Source organism: Priestia sp. RMT2NF4, assembly GCF_047872835.1.
GTDB lineage: Bacteria > Bacillota > Bacilli > Bacillales > Bacillaceae_H > Priestia > Priestia zanthoxyli.
Genome location: NZ_JBLQZO010000005.1, coordinates 1 through 19,874 on the forward strand (window position 1 = coordinate 1; position 19,874 = coordinate 19,874).

The 19,874-nt window shown below is 37.4% G+C and carries 17 protein-coding genes and 1 rRNA gene; 10 read left to right on the forward strand and 8 right to left on the reverse strand.

Features of this window, described 5'->3' with window-relative positions:
• From ACMX9J_RS19485 to dnaA, 7 genes are all read right to left on the reverse strand, one after another.
• Positions 1–61: ribosomal RNA gene (locus ACMX9J_RS19485) — 16S ribosomal RNA — on the reverse strand; the annotation flags it as partial.
• A 265-nt stretch (positions 62–326) separates the two neighbouring features.
• The gene (gene gyrA / locus ACMX9J_RS19490) at positions 327–2,837 is read right to left on the reverse strand and encodes a DNA gyrase subunit A (protein ID WP_416226110.1); all 2,511 of its coding nucleotides are present in this window, start codon (positions 2,835–2,837) and stop codon (positions 327–329) included.
• A gap of 126 nt (positions 2,838–2,963) precedes the next feature.
• Positions 2,964–4,880, reverse strand: coding sequence for a DNA topoisomerase (ATP-hydrolyzing) subunit B (gyrB, locus tag ACMX9J_RS19495; RefSeq protein WP_028411910.1), 1,917 nt, complete (start codon positions 4,878–4,880; stop codon positions 2,964–2,966).
• Between the two features lie 240 nt (positions 4,881–5,120).
• Positions 5,121–6,239 (reverse strand): DNA replication/repair protein RecF, encoded by a 1,119-nt coding sequence (gene recF, locus ACMX9J_RS19500; RefSeq protein WP_013054823.1) that lies wholly within the window; start codon positions 6,237–6,239, stop codon positions 5,121–5,123.
• 14 nt (positions 6,240–6,253) lie between these two features.
• Complete coding sequence (gene yaaA, locus ACMX9J_RS19505; protein WP_013054822.1) at positions 6,254–6,469, reverse strand: S4 domain-containing protein YaaA; 216 nt, start codon at positions 6,467–6,469, stop codon at positions 6,254–6,256.
• Positions 6,470–6,569: 100 nt separating this feature from the next.
• Entirely contained in the window at positions 6,570–7,706 is a 1,137-nt protein-coding gene (gene dnaN, locus ACMX9J_RS19510; protein ID WP_013054821.1) for a DNA polymerase III subunit beta, read from the reverse strand.
• Positions 7,707–7,892: 186 nt separating this feature from the next.
• Positions 7,893–9,236, reverse strand: a complete 1,344-nt coding sequence (gene dnaA / locus ACMX9J_RS19515; RefSeq protein WP_028411911.1) for a chromosomal replication initiator protein DnaA — start codon at positions 9,234–9,236, stop codon at positions 7,893–7,895.
• Positions 9,237–9,990: 754 nt separating this feature from the next.
• On the opposite strand from dnaA, the gene rpmH reads away from it, so the two are divergent.
• From rpmH to ACMX9J_RS19565, 10 genes are all read left to right on the forward strand, one after another.
• On the forward strand, positions 9,991–10,125 hold the full coding sequence (gene rpmH, locus ACMX9J_RS19520) for a 50S ribosomal protein L34 (protein WP_013059930.1): 135 nt from the start codon (positions 9,991–9,993) through the stop codon (positions 10,123–10,125).
• Positions 10,126–10,235: 110 nt separating this feature from the next.
• Positions 10,236–10,589 (forward strand): ribonuclease P protein component, encoded by a 354-nt coding sequence (gene rnpA, locus ACMX9J_RS19525; RefSeq protein WP_013059929.1) that lies wholly within the window; start codon positions 10,236–10,238, stop codon positions 10,587–10,589.
• 115 nt (positions 10,590–10,704) lie between these two features.
• Positions 10,705–11,469, forward strand: coding sequence for a YidC family membrane integrase SpoIIIJ (gene spoIIIJ / locus ACMX9J_RS19530; RefSeq protein ID WP_028411912.1), 765 nt, complete (start codon positions 10,705–10,707; stop codon positions 11,467–11,469).
• Positions 11,466–12,095, forward strand: coding sequence for an RNA-binding cell elongation regulator Jag/EloR (gene jag, locus ACMX9J_RS19535; protein WP_028411913.1), 630 nt, complete (start codon positions 11,466–11,468; stop codon positions 12,093–12,095). Before spoIIIJ ends, jag begins: the two co-directional genes overlap by 4 nt.
• 306 nt (positions 12,096–12,401) lie before the next feature.
• On the forward strand, positions 12,402–13,790 hold the full coding sequence (mnmE, locus tag ACMX9J_RS19540; protein WP_028411914.1) for a tRNA uridine-5-carboxymethylaminomethyl(34) synthesis GTPase MnmE: 1,389 nt from the start codon (positions 12,402–12,404) through the stop codon (positions 13,788–13,790).
• Positions 13,791–13,812: 22 nt separating this feature from the next.
• Entirely contained in the window at positions 13,813–15,702 is a 1,890-nt protein-coding gene (mnmG, locus tag ACMX9J_RS19545) for a tRNA uridine-5-carboxymethylaminomethyl(34) synthesis enzyme MnmG (protein WP_013059925.1), read from the forward strand.
• 30 nt (positions 15,703–15,732) lie between these two features.
• Complete coding sequence (gene rsmG, locus ACMX9J_RS19550) at positions 15,733–16,449, forward strand: 16S rRNA (guanine(527)-N(7))-methyltransferase RsmG (RefSeq protein WP_013085565.1); 717 nt, start codon at positions 15,733–15,735, stop codon at positions 16,447–16,449.
• A 135-nt stretch (positions 16,450–16,584) separates the two neighbouring features.
• The gene (gene noc, locus ACMX9J_RS19555) at positions 16,585–17,460 is read left to right on the forward strand and encodes a nucleoid occlusion protein (RefSeq protein WP_013059923.1); all 876 of its coding nucleotides are present in this window, start codon (positions 16,585–16,587) and stop codon (positions 17,458–17,460) included.
• Positions 17,461–17,577: 117 nt separating this feature from the next.
• The gene (locus ACMX9J_RS19560) at positions 17,578–18,360 is read left to right on the forward strand and encodes a ParA family protein (protein ID WP_013059922.1); all 783 of its coding nucleotides are present in this window, start codon (positions 17,578–17,580) and stop codon (positions 18,358–18,360) included.
• Positions 18,332–19,201 carry a ParB/RepB/Spo0J family partition protein gene (locus ACMX9J_RS19565; RefSeq protein ID WP_013059921.1) on the forward strand — a complete coding sequence of 290 codons (870 nt, stop codon included), beginning with the start codon at positions 18,332–18,334 and terminating at the stop codon, positions 19,199–19,201. Before ACMX9J_RS19560 ends, ACMX9J_RS19565 begins: the two co-directional genes overlap by 29 nt.
• A gap of 31 nt (positions 19,202–19,232) precedes the next feature.
• On the opposite strand, the gene yyaC is transcribed toward ACMX9J_RS19565, so the two are convergent.
• Positions 19,233–19,853, reverse strand: coding sequence for a spore protease YyaC (gene yyaC, locus ACMX9J_RS19570; RefSeq protein WP_028411915.1), 621 nt, complete (start codon positions 19,851–19,853; stop codon positions 19,233–19,235).
• Between the last annotated feature and the right edge of the window lie 21 nt (positions 19,854–19,874).

Below are 19,874 nucleotides of genomic sequence, written 5' to 3' on the forward strand. Positions count from 1 at the left end.
CTTGCATGTATTAGGCACGCCGCCAGCGTTCATCCTGAGCCAGGATCAAACTCTCCGAAGAAATGTTTGACTTGCTCGTTTAAAAAAATAAAAATTAACGTTGACGTTTACTATTTCGTTCAGTTTTCAAAGAACTCTTGTCTTAAAGCGACTCCTATATAATAACACTTTATAAGAATCATTGTCAACACTTTTATATAACTTTTTTTAAAACTACTAAAAAACTTATATGTGTTTTGCTGACTTTTTATATATTACCAAAATAAAAAGCCTATGGCAAGGTTTTTTTACATAAAAAAAAGCCCCTGCTTTTTCAGGGGCTTTTTTTATTCTTCCGTTTCTTCAGCTTCAATTATTATATCTGTCTCTTCATGTTCATCTAATTCATCTAATACTTCGTCTTCATCTTCTGAAGTTTGTACTTTTGCAACCGTTGAAACAAACTCTTCGTCTCCTAAACGGATGACTTTGACACCTTGTGTGTTACGGCCCATTTGTGAAATATCTGAAACAGAAACACGGATAAGAACGCCGCTTACTGTGATAAGCATAATATCTTCTTCGTGAGATACGCATTTCAGTGCGACAACATCACCATTTTTATCAGTGATATTACATGTTCTTAAACCTTTACCGCCTCTTGTTTGTACACGATATTCCTCAATCGGCGTACGTTTTCCGTAACCATTTTTCGTAATGATCAAGATATCTGATTGTTCTTCGAGAATCTCCATACCGATTACTTCATCTTCTGAATCGAGAGTAATCCCTTTAACTCCAGTAGCTGTACGTCCCATTGAACGAACATCATTTTCATTAAAACGAATTAACATACCCTTCTTCGTTCCAATAACCATATCGCGCTTACCATCTGTCAATTTAACAGAAATCAATTCATCTTCTTCTCTTAAATTCAAGGCGATAAGTCCGCTATTTCGAATGTTCTCAAAAGAAGATAAAGGTGTACGCTTAGAAATTCCTTGTTTTGTAGTAAAGAATAGATACCAATCGTCTACAAATTCATCGACGCGAATGATGGCATTTACCCATTCACCTTTGTCTACTTCTAATAAGTTAATAATAGGTATCCCTTTAGCCGTTCTTCCATACTCTGGAATTTCGTATCCTTTCGTACGGTAAACTTTTCCCTTATTTGTAAAGAAGAGAATCGTATCATGAGTAGACGTTGTTAGAAGATGTTCAACGAAATCATCTTCGTTTGTATTCATTCCTTGAATACCTCTTCCGCCTCTTCGCTGACTCTTATACGTAGAAACAGGCAAACGTTTAATATAGCCGTTGTGCGTTAAGCTAATAACAATATCTTGGCGAGGAATCAGATCCTCGTCTTCGATAATTTCAGCTCCTCCGCTTACGATTTCTGTTCGACGGCCGTCATTGAATCTTTCTTTTACTTCTATTAGTTCTTCTCTAATAATTTCTAATACTTTTTCTTCATCTGCTAAAATAGCTTTTAATTCAGCAATTAGCGCTAATAAAGATTGATATTCCGCTTCAATCTTCTCTCGCTCTAATCCTGTTAAACGCTGCAGGCGCATATCCAAAATAGCTTGCGCTTGTTTTTCAGATAACGAAAACTGCGTCATTAATCCTTCACGTGCAATATCTGTTGTTTGAGAACCTCTAATTAAAGCAATAACAGCATCTAAATTATCAAGAGCAATCTTTAAACCTTCTAAAATATGCGCGCGTGCTTCGGCTTTTCGAAGTTCAAATTCAGTACGACGACGAATCACCACTACCTGATGGTCTAAATAGTACTGTAGACATTGCTTTAAGTTCAATACTTTTGGCTGTCCATCTACTAATGCAAGAGTATTAATACCAAAACTTGTTTGAAGAGATGTCTGCTTATATAAGTTATTTAATAAAACATTTGCATTTGCATCACGTCTTACTTCAATAACAATACGCATACCCGAACGGTCAGACTCATCTCGTAAGTCCGTAATTCCATCAATCTTCTTATCACGAGCTAGCTCGGCAATTTTTTCAATTAGCTTTGCTTTATTTACTTGGTATGGAAGTTCATGAACAATAATAGTTTGTTTACCATTGTTTTGTTCTTCAATTTCTACTTTTGCGCGAACAATAATAGAACCTTTCCCAGTTTCATAAGCTTTACGAATCCCGCTGCGGCCAAGAATTTGTCCTGCAGTTGGGAAATCCGGTCCTGGAATAATCTCCATTAACTCTGCAATTGTGATATCAGGGTCTTGACTTACAGCTAAAACGCCGTCAATGACTTCCCCTAACTGATGCGGAGGAATATTTGTCGCCATACCTACCGCAATTCCGGCTGAACCGTTTACAAGTAAATTTGGAAATCTAGCAGGTAATACAATTGGTTCACGTTCAGAACCGTCATAGTTATCTTGATAATCAATTGTATCTTTATTGATGTCACGTAACAGTTCCATCGAAACTTTTGACATTCTTGCTTCTGTATAACGCATAGCTGCTGCTGCATCTCCATCAACAGATCCAAAGTTTCCATGACCGTCAATTAGCATATAACGATAGCTAAAATCTTGTGCCATACGAACCATTGTTTCATATACAGCTGAGTCACCGTGTGGGTGATACTTACCAATTACTTCTCCTACGATACGAGCTGATTTTTTATATGGCTTATCCGATCCCATACCTAAATCATTCATTGCATATAAAATACGACGGTGCACGGGCTTAAGTCCGTCTCTTACATCTGGTAAAGCACGCGATACAATTACGCTCATTGCATAATCTAAAAAGGATGCGCGCATTTCTTGACTAATATTTACTTCTCTTATTTGAGAGTTTGGTTTATCTGACATCGATAAGAACCTCCTTCGCGAAGTTCAGTATAGTAATTCATATATATGTAAACGCAGGATAGAACCTATCTCTATCCTGACGTTTATATACCCTTTATAAAAAATATAAAGGGTATTACCGTTCATTTAAATATCGAGATTTTTTACGTACTGAGCATTTTCTTCAATGAAATTACGGCGCGGTTCTACTTTGTCGCCCATTAAAATTTCAAATGTCTCATCAGCTTCAATTGCGTCTTGCAAGTTCACCTGAAGAAGGGTACGGAATTCTGGATCCATTGTTGTTTCCCATAATTGTTCAGGATTCATCTCTCCTAGACCTTTGTAACGCTGAAGGTTTGGTTTTGCGCCTTCAGGGAAAGAAGCTAATACCTCTTCTAATTGACGATCGTTGTACGCGTACTCTACTTTTTTACCTTGTGAAACTTTGTAAAGCGGCGGCTGGGCAATGTACACATATCCGTGCTCAATAATCTGTCTCATATAGCGATAGAAGAACGTTAGAAGAAGCGTACGAATATGCGCACCATCTACGTCTGCATCTGTCATAATCACAATTTTATGGTAGCGGGCTTTCGAAATATCAAAATCGTCACCAATACCCGTTCCTAGAGCGGTAATGATTGTACGAATTTCGTTATTAGATAAAATTTTATCTAAACGCGCTTTCTCTACGTTGATAATTTTACCGCGCAAAGGCAAAATAGCTTGGAAATGGCGGCTTCTTCCCTGCTTAGCTGAACCTCCGGCAGAGTCACCCTCTACTACATAGAGTTCGCTAATAGAAGGATCTTTTGATGAACAATCTGCTAATTTACCCGGTAAGTTTGAAATTTCAAGCGCGCTTTTACGTCTTGTAAGCTCACGAGCTTTTTTAGCTGCCATTCTTGCTCTTGCAGCCATTAAACCTTTTTCAATTACCTTTTTCGCCACAATAGGGTTCTCTAGCAAGTAAGTTTCTAAGTGTTCTGCAAACACAGAGTCAGTAATTGTTCTTGCTTCACTATTTCCCAGCTTTGTTTTTGTTTGTCCTTCAAACTGCGGATCTGGGTGCTTAATAGAGATAATAGCTGTAATTCCTTCACGAACATCTTCACCCGTTAAATTGGCGTCACTATCTTTAAATACGCTGTTTTTACGTGCATAGTCGTTAATTACACGCGTTAACGCTGTTTTAAATCCTGCTTCGTGCGTTCCACCTTCATATGTGTGAATGTTGTTTGCGAAAGAATATAAATTACTTGTGTAGCTATCGTTATATTGAATAGCAATTTCTACAGAAATGTTGTCTCGATTACCTTCAATATAGATCGGCTCTTCGTGAATCACTTCTTTCGAACGGTTTAAGTGTTCAACGTAAGACTTAATTCCGCCTTCGTAATGGTATTCACGTCTTTTATCTTCTTCACGTTTGTCTTCAATCGTAATTTTAATGCCGCGGTTTAAGAAAGCTAACTCACGCAGACGATTAGCTAACGTATCAAAATCGTATTCAAGCGTTTCTGTAAAAATTTCACCGTCTGGATGGAATTGAATAACAGTACCTGTTTTATCTGTTTCTCCAACTACTTTTAAGTCAGCAGCCGGTACACCTCGTTCATATTTTTGATAATGAACTTTACCGTCACGATGTACGTGTACTTCCAAAGAGGTAGAAAGTGCGTTAACAACTGAGGCACCTACACCGTGTAATCCACCAGATACTTTATAGCCGCCGCCGCCAAATTTACCTCCGGCATGAAGAACCGTTAAGATAACTTCAACGGCAGGTCTGCCCATTTTTTCTTGAATACCAACTGGAATTCCACGACCGTTATCTTTGACTGTAATACTATTATCCTTTTCGATAATAACATTAATTTCATCGCAATAGCCGGCCAGCGCTTCATCAATACTATTATCTACAATTTCCCATACAAGATGATGTAAACCCTTTGCGCTCGTTGATCCAATATACATCCCCGGACGTTTACGAACAGCTTCTAATCCTTCTAATACTTGTATCTGATCAGCTTCATATGCTTGTACTTCTTTTTGTTCCATCGTCAAATGTATCACCTACACTTTTTTTTAACAGCAAACTGCTGTATTTATCATTTTGTATTATGTTTTTCGAATATTATGTGGAAATAATACGGAGCCTTTAATGTATTTGCCATTTGTTTACTTATGCACAAAATTTTCATAATCGAGGGTACGAGTTGAAATATATAGACTTAAAACTATAATGATATCATATTTCAGTTAGATTGCCTTGTGAAAAGTTTTTAGACAGATCAATTGCTATTTGACCTTTTGAATTTGGCCAGCTTCTACATGATATGTAGCGGCTTTTTCTAAGGTCTCGTGATGAATTCCTTCAATGCTCGTTGTCGTTACAAACGTCTGAACTTTTCCTTGAATGGTATTTAGCAAGTGTGATTGACGAAAATCATCTAATTCAGACAATACGTCATCTAAAAGCAAAATTGGATATTCACCTACTTCTTGATGAATTAACTCAATTTCAGCAAGCTTTAACGATAAAGCAGTCGTCCGCTGTTGCCCTTGTGAACCAAATGTTTGAACGTCTTTTTCATTAACGTAGAAAAGAAGATCATCACGGTGTGGTCCTGCTAAGGTGACACCTCTATCAATTTCTCTACTTTTTATTTTATCAAACTTTTGATGATATGCTTCTAACATTTTCGACAAATCTGCATCTTCTGATACATCAATTGAATTCTTATACTCAATTTTTAATGTTTCTAAGTCTCGACTGATCCCTTTATGAATAGGCTCTGCCCACTGTTGGAGTAACTGTAAAAACTCAAAACGTTTTTTTAAGATTTTCGCTGCCATTTCACTTAACTGTAACGTAAGTACGTCTAAAAGTGAAAGATCCGTTTGTTTTTTTGTCTGCAGCTGCTTCAAATATTGATTTCTTTGCTGCAAAATCTTTTGATACCTGCTTAAATCATGCATGTAAACAGGCGAAACTTGACCAATTTCCATATCGATAAATTTGCGCCTTACTTGCGGACTCCCTTTAACTAGGTTCAAATCCTCCGGAGCAAACATGACAGTGTTAATTGACCCTATATATTGACTGAGTTTTTTCTGCTCAATGTGATTATATTTTGCTTTTTTCCCTTTTGTTGAGATGACTAAATCCAGTGTAACGGGCCCTCTATGCTTTTCTACAATGCCCGATAGCTTTGCATACTCACAGTCCCATTTAATTAATTCTTTATCGTTGGACGTACGATGAGATTTAGCCATAGATAATACGAAGATCGATTCCATCACGTTTGTTTTACCCTGTGCGTTTTCACCCAAAATGACGTTTACTTTATTTTCAAAGGGAATCGTTGTCTTCGTATAGTTTCGGTAATTTGTTAAAGTAATTTCTTTAATATACAAACGTTTCACCAACTTTAAGTAATAACAACAAATGATCCTGCAGCCGGTATATCCACTTCGTCATTTGCATATAATTTACGTCCGCGGCGCTCTTCTAGCTCCCCGTTCACATATACTTCGTGCTCACTTAAAAACCATTTTACCATTCCACCTGTTTGAATGACGTCTGCTAGTTTTAAAAACTGGCCAAGCGTAATGTATTCAGTTGAAATTTTAACCTCTGTTTTCATGCGACTCTCTCACTTTCTAATGATGTATCTCTATTTTACTAAATAATTCTTCTTGAGAAAAGAAAGCTACTAGTACGGCATGCTAGTAGCTTTCTGAGATTTAATATGTTCGCACTGGTAAAATCAGCTGCAGCATTGAATCATCCTCTAATGTTCGAATGACAAATGGACGCATCGCACCAGTGAAGTTAATTTTGATATCTGTTCCTTCGAGCGCTTTTAATGCGTCTAACATATATTTTGCGCTAAAAGAAATTTTTAATTCTTCTCCTGAGATAGACTGGCTTTGTACCTCTTCAATTACTTTTCCGATTTCAGGAGAGTTAGAAGAAATTTCAACAATTCCTTCATCTAGCGTAGATAGTTTTACTACGTTGTTTCTTCCTTCACGAGCTAATAAAGAAGCACGGTCAATCGATTGTAAAAATTCTTTTACGTTCAATATAACATCCGTTTTACTATCGGCTGGGATCAATCTTGAAGTGTCAGGATAATTTCCGTCCAGTAATCTTGAGAAAAATAGTAAGTGTTTTGTTTTGAATAATACTTGATTTTCCGTGATAACGATGTCTACTAATTCATGAGAATCATCAAGGATCTTACTGAATTCACTTAAACTTTTACCTGGAATAACCACATTATACGTTGCTTCATTTCCAGTTTCAATGGTCGCTTTTCGCAAAGCTAGACGATGACTGTCAGTGGCAATACACGTTAATTCTTTGCCGTCGACTTTCCAGTTTACACCTGTCAAGATAGGTCGTGTTTCTGAGGTGGACACTGCAAAGACAGTTTGTCGAATCATGTTTTTTAATAAGTCTGTCGGTAATCTAAACATGTTGTTTTCTTCGATTTGTGGCAAATGAGGATACTCTTCTGCATCTAAACCATTTAAGTTAAATTCAGCTTTTCCTGAACGAATGATTGTTAAAAAGTGACTTTGGACGTCCAATTCTACGATGTCTTTAGGAAGCTTTTTGACGATTTCACTAAAGAAACGAGCTGGGAGAACAACGCTTCCTGGTTTTTGGATATCAACAATCTCTTTTCCTTCTTCCTCGTTTGGAATAAACGATTCAATAGAGATATCGGAATCACTTCCGGTTAAAGTAACACCTTCTTCAGTCGCTACAATTTTAATCCCTGTTAAAATTGGAATTGTTGTTCTAGAAGATACAGCTTTCATAACGTCTTGAACGCTTTGAACTAGGTAGTCTTTCTGTATGATAAATTTCATAATAATTAATCCTCCTTAAAAGTAGGTTTAAAAGCTTATTATTTATTATATTTTAAGATAGTAGTAGTAATAGGGGCTGTGGAAATGTGGATAACCCCTAAAAACGTGAGAACACAGCCTATCCACATGTGGACAGACTGTGTACAATCCTAACTCACTTATACACAAAATACAAGTAAAAAAAGCCTATATTTTTAGTGATTCACTTATTTCTTTAATTTGTTTTTGTAGGTCAGTATCTGTTTGAACAAGTTTTGAGATTTTTTCATGAGCATGGATGACCGTAGTATGGTCTCGCCCGCCAAACTCTTCTCCAATTTTAGGAAGCGAAAAATCCGTTAGTTCGCGAGAAAGGTACATGGCAATTTGTCGAGGAAACGCTACTGACTTTGTACGTTTCTTCGCTTTGAAATCATCTAATTTTATATTAAATTCTTGTCCAACAATCTGTTGGATATCTTGAATCGTAATAACCCTAGGTTTTGAACTAGGAATGATATCTTTTAATGCTTCTGCTGCTAAATCAGCGTTTATATCTTTATTAATTAGTGAAGAATAAGCTACTACGCGAATAAGTGCTCCTTCTAATTCTCTGATATTTGAATCAATCTGATTGGCGATATAAAGCATAACTTCATTTGGAATAACTAAGCCGTCCGCTTTTGCTTTTTTACGCAAAATAGCAATTCGTGTTTCCAAATCTGGTGGTGTGATGTCTGTAATAAGGCCCCATTCAAAGCGAGAACGAAGTCGATCTTCAAGTGTAGGAATTTCTTTCGGCGGTCGATCACTTGAGATGACAATCTGCTTGCTTTCTTCATGAAGCGTATTAAACGTATGGAAAAATTCCTCTTGTGTCTGCTCTTTACCCGCTAAGAATTGAATATCATCAATCAGTAAAACATCTACATTGCGGTATTTGTTGCGGAATTCTACTGCTTTATTGTCACGAATAGAGTTAATAAACTCATTTGTGAATTTTTCAGATGATAAGTACACGACTTTAGCGGCAGGATTATGATCTAACACATAGTGGCCTATTGCGTGCATTAAGTGTGTTTTACCTAATCCTACTCCCCCGTAAATAAAAAGCGGATTATACGCTTTAGCCGGCGCCTCTGCTACTGCTAAAGAAGCTGCATGGGCAAAACGATTCCCAGATCCGATAACAAATGTATCAAAGGTATACTTCGAATTTAGCATACTTTGAGGGAATTCTGCTCCTTCGTCTTTATTGACTTTCTTTTTAGGAGTTTGAATATCGAATTCTTCCTCGGCCTGGTTAGGAGGAATAATAAATTTCACATCTAACTCTTCCCCCGTAAGGTCGTAAAGTGTTTCAGCAATTAAATTAGAATACCTAGATTCTAACCAGTCCCGTGCAAAATCATTAGGCGCAGTAATAATGAGCGTGTCTCCTTGCAAAGCATGAGCTTTTGTCGATTTGAGCCAGGTTTCAAAACTAGGTTTGCTTAATTTTTTTTCAATTTGATCTAAAGCTCTGTTCCATAAATCATGAATGTTTTCCAACGAGTAACCCCTCCTTTTTCTAGTTTTCATGCGCTTTGTACAACCCTTGTACAACCTGTACAAAACCTTATGCATAAAAAATTTATATTTATACAATTGCTATTATGTGGGTAAATATATATTATAGAAGAAAGCCGACTATTCGACAGATTCCACATGGTGTGGATAACTTTATACAGTGATAGTGGAAATGATGTCCACAAGTTGTCCACAGTTTGTGGATAAAAACCAACTGTGGAAAAGTAATTAAGAGTGAAAACAAAAATATAATATCAAAGAATTCGGCATGATGCAATGAATTTTCGAAACTTATCCACAATCACTACACCTTGTGGAGAAAAGTTTTCCACAACACAAGATAGTGTGCATGAGTTGTCGATAAGAAATGGAAAAGTAGAAAAATGTCGAAAAAACTTATCCACAAAGGTTTAAGAGAAGAATTTGAATAAAAAAGAGGCTTTTTATAACATTTATTGTTGTAGTTTTGTTCAGTAACGATGCGATCGCAGCTGGTAGAGAAAGAAAAAGAGATGAAAAGGAAAAATTTTTTCTTTAATAAATCAATGAATTTTGTTGATTAGGTATAGACAATTGGGTTATAAAGATATTAGAATGAAGAAGATTGAGTAAAACAGATAATGAAACCAAGAGATTGAAAATTTTATTTTTTAAATAACATTGACATCTTCTTAGTCTTTTCATTATAATTGCAAGGACTGTCTTTTTCAGTTATTCCTCGAGGAGGTGTTTATAGATGAAAAGAACTTACCAACCAAACAAACGTAAGCACAGTAAAGTACACGGTTTCCGCGCTCGTATGAGCTCAGCGAATGGACGTAAAGTTTTAGCTCGTCGTCGTCGTAAAGGAAGAAAAGTATTATCAGCATAATAGACCACTGACGCCAGTGGTCTTTTTTCGCTTTCTAAGGCTAAAATCACCTCTGTTCCTGTAGGGACTACATAAAAGCATGACCTGAAAAAGGGCAGGAGTTGTTAAAAATGAAAAAAAGATATCGTATAAAAAAGAATGATGAATTTCAAACCGTTTTTAAAAAGGGCAAGTCCGTAGCGAATCGCCAATTTGTCTTGTATGTTCTAGACAAACCGGATCAAGAACATTTCCGCGTAGGATTCTCCGTGGGCAAAAAGATTGGAAATGCCGTGACTCGTAATCGAGTTAAGCGCCTTGCTAAACAAATTATGTTTGAATTCACACCGTATTTAAAGCAAGACAAAGATTATATTGTAATTGCAAGGCAGCCTGCTGCAACAATGAGCTATGAAGAAATTAAAAGCAGTTTGCAGCATGTCTTTAAGCGTGGCAAATTACTTACACATAGACAAAACGATTAATAAACAATAGAAGAAAAGCCTTTAATAGCTGTTGTTTTTCTACCGCATCCTTATATAATGGATTTTGACGCACTTTCAGAATTGAAAGGTGAACATGTAGAAGGAGGAAAAACAGGTGAAGAAGAAGTTGTTTTTAGGGATAACGCTTATCTTTCTATTAACTGTTTTAGCGGGTTGTACGGAAATGAACCAACCTATTACAGATGATAGTAAAGGTTTTTGGAATGAGTATGTTGTGTATCCGCTGTCATTAGTCATTACGTATCTGGCGGAGGTATTTAAAAGCTATGGAGTTGCGATCATCGTTGTCACGATCCTGATTCGCTTACTTATTCTACCGCTTATGATCAAACAGATGAGAAACACGAAAGCAATGCAGATGCTTCAGCCCGAAATGCAGAAGTTAAAGGAGAAGTACAGTTCAAAAGATGCCCAGACGCAGCAGCAATTGCAGAAAGAAACGATGGCATTATTCCAAACTTACGGAGTAAATCCTTTAGCTGGGTGCTTCCCAATTCTAATTCAAATGCCCATTCTTATTGGGATTTTCCACGCGATTACACGAACTTCGGAAATCGCAAACAACAGCTTTTTATGGTTTGATTTAGGTGCGCGTGATCCGCTATTTATCTTACCAATTGTCGCAGGAATCACAACGTTTATTCAGCAAAAGATGATGATGGCCGGAAATGCAAATCAAAATCCTCAAATGGCTATGATGCTTTGGATTATGCCGATCATGATTGTGGTTTTTGCAATCAATTTTCCAGCCGCCTTATCTCTTTATTGGGTAGTGGGAAATCTATTTATGATTATTCAAACCTACTTCATTAAAGGGCCAGACTTAAAACAAGCGAATATTGAAGGGGTTAAAAAATGAACGAAATCACAATTACGGCCCAGACGATTGAAGCTGCTGTTCAAGAAGCATTAAATGCTTTAGAAGTAGAGCGAAATCAAACAAATGTAGAAATAATTGAACCAGGTAAAAAAGGATTTTTAGGAATCTTTAAGGGAAAACCCGCAGTTGTAAAAGTTACAAAAATAGTTGACCCTGTAGAGGAAGCGGTTCATTTTATTACAAATGTTAGCCGTGAAATGGGGATTTCGATTCATACGAACGTCAAAAAAACCTCCAGAAACTGCATAATTGAGATTAGTAGCGATTCAGCGGGAATGTTGATTGGAAAACATGGACAAACCCTCAATGCGCTCCAGCTTCTCACACAATTGGTAGCTAATCGATACAGTCAGCAATTTTTAAATGTTGTCTTAAATCCAGAAGGCTACCGGGAAAAACGAAAAGAAATGGTCGAAAAACTGGCATTAAAAATAGCTAATCAGGCGATTAAAACGAATCGATCTGTTCAACTAGAACCAATGCCTTCCCATGAAAGAAAAATGATTCACCAAGCGTTAGCTAAAAATTCTTTAGTTGAGACACAATCCGTTGGCAAAGAACCCAAAAGAAGTATTTTGGTTCAGCCAGTTGCCAAAAAGCACTAGCAAAATAAGCTAGTGCTTTTTTATATGCTTATTTTATCGATCCAGCGTTCAAAAAATCAAGATGCATACGTTGTTATTCACATGTGGATAAGTTAAAATAGTACATACTGCCTGTTTTTCTTGCTGTGCATAACAGAAGAACGTTAGAGATGTTCCAAATCGGTGAATTGTGGTATTCTATTTATTTGGTTCATACAAATCACGGGCCTTAAAATAGATGTTTTTGTTCGTAGAAAATTGTTAACGATGATAGTATATAACATCGTTTAAAATAAAAGGTTTATAAAATGAAATGAGGTGAAGTTGGTGCTAGATTTTGATACAATTGCGGCCATTTCTACACCAATGGGAGAAGGAGCTATTGCCATCGTCCGCCTGAGTGGTGAAGAAGCAATTACGATTGCAGATCGTATCTTTAAAAGCGTTTCGAATAAACGATTAACAGACGTAGCTTCTCATACTATTCACTACGGTCATATCGTAGATCCCAAGACGGAGCAAGTCGTTGAAGAAGTGATGCTTTCCATTATGAAAGGTCCCAAGACATTTACTAGAGAAGACATTATTGAAATTAACTGTCACGGAGGAATTGTATCCGTTAATCGTGTGCTGCAGTTAGTTATTGCAAATGGTGCCCGTTTAGCCGAGCCAGGTGAGTTTACAAAACGAGCATTTTTAAATGGTCGAGTAGACTTATCACAAGCAGAAGCTGTAATGGATTTAATTCGTGCCAAAACAGATAAAGCGATGAATATGGCAATTGGCCAAATGGAAGGGCGTTTGTCCAAGCTAGTACGTCATTTACGCCAGGAAATTCTCGAAACACTTGCCCATGTAGAAGTGAACATTGACTATCCAGAATATGACGATGTAGAGGAAATGACTCACCAAGTGTTGATCGAAAAAGCTTCAAATGTACGCCAAGAAATTGATAAGCTTCTTCAAACCTCTCATCAAGGGAAAATTTTAAGAGAAGGATTAGCTACGGTTATTATTGGACGTCCTAATGTAGGGAAATCTTCTCTTCTAAATAGTTTAGTGCAAGATGCAAAGGCTATTGTCACAGACATTCCTGGAACGACGCGAGATGTGATCGAAGAGTACGTTAATGTGCGAGGAGTTCCTCTACGATTAGTTGATACAGCTGGAATTCGTGAAACAGAAGATATTGTAGAACGAATTGGTGTGGAACGCTCCCGTCAGTATTTGAAAGAAGCGGATTTAATTTTGCTTGTGTTGAATTTCAATGAAGAATTAACGGACGAAGATAAAAAGCTATTTGAAGCTGTAGAAGGCATGGACGTTATTGTCATTGTGAATAAAACAGATCTTGAGCAAAAAATTAATCTAGAGGAAGTGCAGCAATTTGCTGGTGATCATCCAGTAGTGACGACTTCGCTTCTTCAAGAACAAGGAGTCGATCAGCTTGAAGAAGCAATCGCAGCTCTTTTCTTTGAAGGAACAATTGAATCTCAAGATTTAACATATTTATCTAATACGAGACATATTGCGCTTTTAACGCAAGCAAGAGGAGCTATCGATGAGGCCATCACAGGTATTGAAAGTGGTGTTCCAATCGATATTGTCCAAATTGATTTAACAAGAACGTGGGAACTATTAGGTGAAATTATTGGTGATGCTGTTCACGAAAGCTTAATTGATCAGTTGTTCTCTCAATTCTGTTTAGGAAAATAGATTATTAAAGGAGGCTACTATTATGCAATATGAAGGTGGACAATATGATGTTATTGTCATTGGAGCAGGTCATGCAGGATGTGAAGCGGCGCTTGCTTCTGCGCGTATGGGTGCTAAAACGTTAACGTTGACCATCAACTTAGACATGGTGGCGTTTATGCCCTGCAATCCTTCTGTAGGTGGTCCTGCAAAAGGTATTGTCGTACGTGAAATTGATGCTCTTGGCGGAGAAATGGGTAGAAATATCGATAAAACTCATATTCAAATGAGAATGTTAAACACAGGAAAAGGTCCGGCTGTTCGAGCACTTAGAGCTCAAGCAGATAAATTTGCTTATCAGCATGAAATGAAAAAAACGTTAGAAAATGAAGAAAACCTAACCCTTATGCAAGGCATGGTAGAACAGTTAATCGTAGAAGACGGTGTATGTACAGGTGTTGTCACTCAAACGGGAGCTGTGTATAAAGCTAAAACAGTTGTTATTACGACAGGAACATTCTTACGCGGGGAAATTATTTTAGGTGAACTAAAATACTCAAGCGGTCCTAACAATCAACAACCGGCTATTAAGCTTTCTGAACACTTAGAGGAGTTAGGACTGGACATGGTCCGTTTTAAAACAGGAACTCCACCTCGTGTTAATAGCTCAACTATCGATTACAGCAAAACGGAGATTCAGCCTGGGGATGATGTGCCTCGTGCTTTCTCATATGAAACAACACAGTACATTACAGATCAATTGCCTTGCTGGTTAACATATACAAGTGAACAAACGCATCAAATTATTGATGACAACCTCCACTTATCCCCTATGTATTCTGGGATGATCAAAGGTACTGGACCACGCTACTGTCCATCTATTGAAGATAAGGTTGTGCGCTTTAATGATAAACCGCGTCACCAAATTTTCTTAGAGCCAGAAGGACGAAATACGCAAGAAGTATATGTTCAAGGACTATCAACAAGCCTTCCTGAGCACGTACAGCGTCAAATGCTTGCAACAATTCCTGGCCTTGAAAAAGTCCAAATGATGCGTGCTGGCTATGCTATTGAATATGATGCAATTGTTCCGACTCAGTTATGGCCAACGCTGGAAACGAAGAAAATTAAAAATCTTTATACGGCTGGACAAATTAACGGAACGTCTGGTTATGAAGAAGCTGCAGGCCAAGGTCTTCTTGCCGGAATTAACGCGGGAAGAAGAGCGCTGGAACAAGAAGAAGTCATCTTAGGACGTTCTGATGCTTACATCGGTGTATTGGTGGATGATTTAGTAACAAAAGGAACAAATGAACCGTATCGTCTGCTAACATCGCGTGCAGAATATCGTTTATTGCTTCGTCACGACAACGCTGATTTACGCCTCACTGAAATTGGTCGTGAACTAGGATTAATCAGCGATGAGCGCTATGCTAAATTTGAACAAAAGAAAGCGGAAATCGAGCAAGAGAAGAAACGTCTTTTTTCTTTTATTATTAAGCCGAATGAAGCTGTTCAACAACTGATTAAAGAAGCTGGCGGCAGCGAATTAAAAGATGGCATTCGTGCGACAGATTTACTTCGCCGCCCTGAAATGACGTATACTCATATTCATCAATTAGCACCAGCGGATGAGACGGTAGATCCTGAAGTAGCTGAACAAGTAGAAATTCAGGTGAAATACGAAGGATATATTCAGAAATCACTTCAACAAGTTGAACGCTTGAAGAAGTTAGAAAACAAAAAGATTCCTGATTATATCGATTATGATGCAATTAACGGTTTAGCTACAGAAGCCCGTCAAAAATTAAACCAAGTGCGTCCACTAACGGTAGCGCAAGCTTCACGTATTTCTGGAGTCAACCCAGCTGATATTTCAATCTTGCTTGTTTATATTGAACAAGGGCGCATCGCTAAAGTATCAAATGATTAAAACTCTTAGGCGCGAAGAAAGGGAAACTCAATGAATATTCAACAGTTTCAACAGCTATTAGAAGAAAAGGGAATTTCTCTTTCTTCTAAACAGCTGAATCAATTTGAAAAGTATTATCAAGTTTTAGTGGAATGGAACGAAAAAATGAATTTAACTGCTATCACTGATCACGGTGAAGTGTATGAAAAGCATTTTTACGATTCTATTTCAGCTGCTTTTTTTCAAGACTTTACAGAAATTGAATCCATGTGTGATGTAGGGGCAGGAGCAGGATTTCCAAGTATTCCGATCAAAATTTGTTTCCCGCATTTGCATGTAACCATTGTTGATTCGTTACAAAAGCGTATTACGTTTTTGACGCATCTTGTAAATGAGCTTGAACTAGACAATGTCACACTATGTCATGATCGAGCTGAAACATTTGGTAAAAAAGAAACGATTCGCGAGTCATTCGATCTTGTAACAGCAAGAGCCGTGGCACGTATCTCGGTTCTTAATGAATTTTGCTTACCGCTTGTTAAAGAACAAGGACGCTTTTTAGCAATGAAAGGTGCTTCTGCCCCTGAGGAATTAAAAAATGGGGAAAAATCATTTCAAGTATTAGGTGGAAAAGTGAAGTCGATTGAACATTTCCAATTGCCTTTGGAGCAAAGTGAACGTTACATTATTTTAATAGATAAAATAAAGAAAACGCCTAAAAAATATCCTAGAAAACCTGGTACCCCAGTTAAGCTTCCATTAGAGTAGGCGGTAAATAGATAGAGAAGAAAATGTTTCATATGAAACATTTTCTTCTCTATATTTTCTGTTTAGAAAGCAGGATATGATTAAAAAACATCGAATTAGTTTAAGGCGGGATTTTCCTGAAGGTGGTGTGGGACTATGAAATCTGCTTTTTCACGTTTTTTTAATTTAAAAGAAAAAGATGAGGATATTCATGTAGAGATTGAAACTGTCCAAGATGAAAATGTCGAAAAAGTTTTAAGAGATGAAGTAAAACAAATTAGGGTTTCAAGTATTATTCCGAATCGTTATCAGCCGCGTACTGTGTTTAATGAAGCAAAAATTGAAGAGCTAGCTCTTACTATTCATACACACGGTATTATTCAACCTATTGTGGTTCGACCGACTGAGGGCGAAGAATACGAATTAATTGCTGGAGAACGCCGGTGGAGAGCTGTACAAAGCTTAGGATGGGATACGGTTCCTGCAATTGTGAAACATTTTAACGATACAGAAACGGCCTCTGTGGCTTTAATAGAAAACTTACAACGTGAAGAGCTAACGGCTGTCGAAGAAGCACTAGCCTACGCAAAGTTAATTGAGTTACATAATCTTACCCAAGAGGCATTAGCTCAACGTTTAGGAAAAGGCCAATCCACAATTGCAAACAAGCTTCGTTTGTTAAAGCTTCCTGTTGAAATACAAGAAGCAATCAAACAAAAATTGATTACAGAGCGACATGCGAGAGCGCTCATTCCCCTCAAAAATCAAGAAAAACAACTTCAAGTATTAGCTGAGATTATTGAAAAACAATTAAATGTAAAACAAACGGAAGATCGAGTAGTTAAATTGTTAGAAACGCAGGTTAAAAAGCCAAAAGCAAAAAGAAAAGCGTTTAGTAAAGATACGCGTATCGCAATGAATACAATCCGTCAATCGTTGACAATGGTTAGTGACAGCGGTATTTCATTAAACACAGAAGAAGAAGAGTTTGATGAATATTTTCAGTTTACTATTAAGATTCCGAAAAAATAAAGAAATAGCCCTCATCTTTTTTTGATGAGGCTTTTTTATCAAAGTTTTTCGTCAGAAAATTCAATGAACAATAAAACTGTCTGGACAAATGGGATGGAAATGAAAGTAGGTGACAACATGGGGAAAATTGTGGCAGTTGCGAATCAAAAAGGCGGGGTTGGAAAAACAACAACCGCTGTTAATTTAGGCGCTTGTTTAGCTGAACAAGGAAAAAAGGTTCTACTTGTAGACGGAGATCCACAGGGTAACGCTACGAGTGGAGTTGGCATAGATAAAGCAGATGTAGATGAATGTATTTACAATGTAGTAGTGGAAGATATGGAAGCCAAAAACGTTGTGCGTTCAACAGCCGTCGAAAATTTATCAATCATTCCCGCGACCATTCAATTAGCTGGTGCAGAAATTGAATTAGTGTCGACTATTTCACGTGAAGTTCGACTTAAGAGAGCTTTAGAAACGGTGAAAGATCACTTTGATTATGTTATTATTGATTGTCCCCCTTCTCTTGGTTTACTGACATTAAATGCGTTAACTGCAGCTGATTCTGTTTTAATACCTGTACAGTGTGAATATTATGCGCTTGAAGGATTAAGTCAATTGCTAAATACCGTTAGATTAGTCCAAAAACATTTGAATAATCAACTGCGTATCGAAGGTGTATTGCTTACTATGCTTGACGCACGCACAAATTTGGGACTCCAGGTAACAGCAGAAGTGAAGAAATACTTTCAGGATCGGGTTTATCAAACGATTATTCCTCGAAATGTTCGTTTGAGCGAAGCACCTAGTCATGGTGAACCAATTATCTTATATGATGCAAGATCTAGAGGGGCCGCAGTTTATACGGAACTTGCAAAGGAAGTGATTTATAATGGCGAAAGGATTAGGGAAAGGAATTAATGCCTTATTTTCAGGCTTAGATGCACAGGCTGATGATTCAATTCAGGAAGTTGCTATTCACGAACTTAGACCCAACCCCTATCAACCACGTAAAACGTTTAATAAAGAAGCAATTAATGAGTTAAAGCAATCCATTTTACATCATGGCATCTTACAGCCTATTGTAGCTCGCAAAAGCATTAAAGGCTATGAAATCTTAGCGGGTGAAAGACGATTTAGAGCTGCTAAAGAAGCTGACCTTGCTACTGTTCCTGTCATTATAAAAGACTTTTCAGAAAAGCAAATGATGGAACTAGCTTTGTTGGAGAATTTACAGCGTGAAGATTTGACGCCAATTGAAGAAGCAACCGCTTATCAATTGCTTATGGATAAGCTCGATATGACACAGGAGCAACTTGCTACACGACTAGGAAAAAGCCGACCTCATATTGCTAACTATGTTCGCCTCTTGCAACTGCCTGAGGAAATTCAAACCCTCATTTCTACTAATGAATTGTCTATGGGACACGGGCGTACGCTAGTCGGTTTAAAAAATAAAGCTCTTCTACCTAAAGTAGTTGAAAAAATACGCAAGGAACAATTAAATGTCAGACAGCTAGAGGCTTATATTGCTCACTTAAATAAAGCCGTTCCACGTGAAACATCAAAAACCAAAAAAGATAAAGATTTATTCATAAAACAAAGTGAAACACAGCTCCGTGAGCGCTTTGGTACCTCTGTTCATATTACACAAAGCAAGAAAAAAGGAAAAATTGAAATCGAATTTTTCTCTAAAGAAGATTTAAACCGTCTTCTTGAATTATTTAATGATCTTTCTCAGACCAATAAATCTTCTGTATAAAAAAGGTTGTCCTAGTTTTAGGACAACCTTTTTATTGTTTATAGTGTCTTACAGTTTGGTAAACCGGAGAAGCATTAAACTCTTTCTCTCGTTCGTTGTGTACAGTCTCAATGCTTTTCGCAATTAAATCGGCAATGCACATAACAAGATGAAGCCTCGTATTTTGCAAGACGAAAAACTCCATAAATCCGCTCACGTTGACAACCCCTGTTATATGAATATCCCCGACTGGCGGCAATTCTTTATTAACCCCTGCTCCTGGTTTAACGGGTCCTATTCCAAGTGATGCAGAGCCTACGCTTTTCATACGACCTAAACAAGCATCAATTCCAATAATAAAAGGATTCGGGAAAAGCTTTTGAATATGTTTTAACGTTTCTTTCAAATTAACAGCATGAACAGGCTCTTCTAACGTTCCAAAAATATGAAAAGATGAAACCTTTTTTTCATTCAGTTTCGTTCCGACTAATGGACCCAATGAGTCCCCAGTTGAACGGTCCGTTCCAATACATACAAAAACAATTGGTCTGTCTTTCTGTGCTGGAAGTAAAGATAGTAACTGTGTACTCAGCTTCTTTATAGCAGATTCTTCATCATGAAATACGCGGGTTGAATGTTGTGTCTTCTCAAAGAAGGGAGATTTTAAATTCATAGGGTCCACTCCTTATACATA

What these genes read in the sequence shown, in the direction of transcription:
- gyrA (WP_416226110.1), bottom strand. Translation starts at nt 2,837, where the DNA reads ATGTCAGATAAACCAAACTCTCAAATAAGAGAAGTAAATATTAGTCAA.
- gyrB (WP_028411910.1), bottom strand. Translation starts at nt 4,880, where the DNA reads ATGGAACAAAAAGAAGTACAAGCATATGAAGCTGATCAGATACAAGTA.
- yaaA (WP_013054822.1), bottom strand. Translation starts at nt 6,469, where the DNA reads ATGAAAACAGAGGTTAAAATTTCAACTGAATACATTACGCTTGGCCAG.
- dnaN (WP_013054821.1), bottom strand. Translation starts at nt 7,706, where the DNA reads ATGAAATTTATCATACAGAAAGACTACCTAGTTCAAAGCGTTCAAGAC.
- rpmH (WP_013059930.1), top strand. Translation starts at nt 9,991, where the DNA reads ATGAAAAGAACTTACCAACCAAACAAACGTAAGCACAGTAAAGTACAC.
- rnpA (WP_013059929.1), top strand. Translation starts at nt 10,236, where the DNA reads ATGAAAAAAAGATATCGTATAAAAAAGAATGATGAATTTCAAACCGTT.
- jag (WP_028411913.1), top strand. Translation starts at nt 11,466, where the DNA reads ATGAACGAAATCACAATTACGGCCCAGACGATTGAAGCTGCTGTTCAA.
- mnmG (WP_013059925.1), top strand. Translation starts at nt 13,813, where the DNA reads ATGCAATATGAAGGTGGACAATATGATGTTATTGTCATTGGAGCAGGT.
- rsmG (WP_013085565.1), top strand. Translation starts at nt 15,733, where the DNA reads ATGAATATTCAACAGTTTCAACAGCTATTAGAAGAAAAGGGAATTTCT.
- noc (WP_013059923.1), top strand. Translation starts at nt 16,585, where the DNA reads ATGAAATCTGCTTTTTCACGTTTTTTTAATTTAAAAGAAAAAGATGAG.
- ACMX9J_RS19560 (WP_013059922.1), top strand. Translation starts at nt 17,578, where the DNA reads ATGGGGAAAATTGTGGCAGTTGCGAATCAAAAAGGCGGGGTTGGAAAA.
- ACMX9J_RS19565 (WP_013059921.1), top strand. Translation starts at nt 18,332, where the DNA reads ATGGCGAAAGGATTAGGGAAAGGAATTAATGCCTTATTTTCAGGCTTA.
- yyaC (WP_028411915.1), bottom strand. Translation starts at nt 19,853, where the DNA reads ATGAATTTAAAATCTCCCTTCTTTGAGAAGACACAACATTCAACCCGC.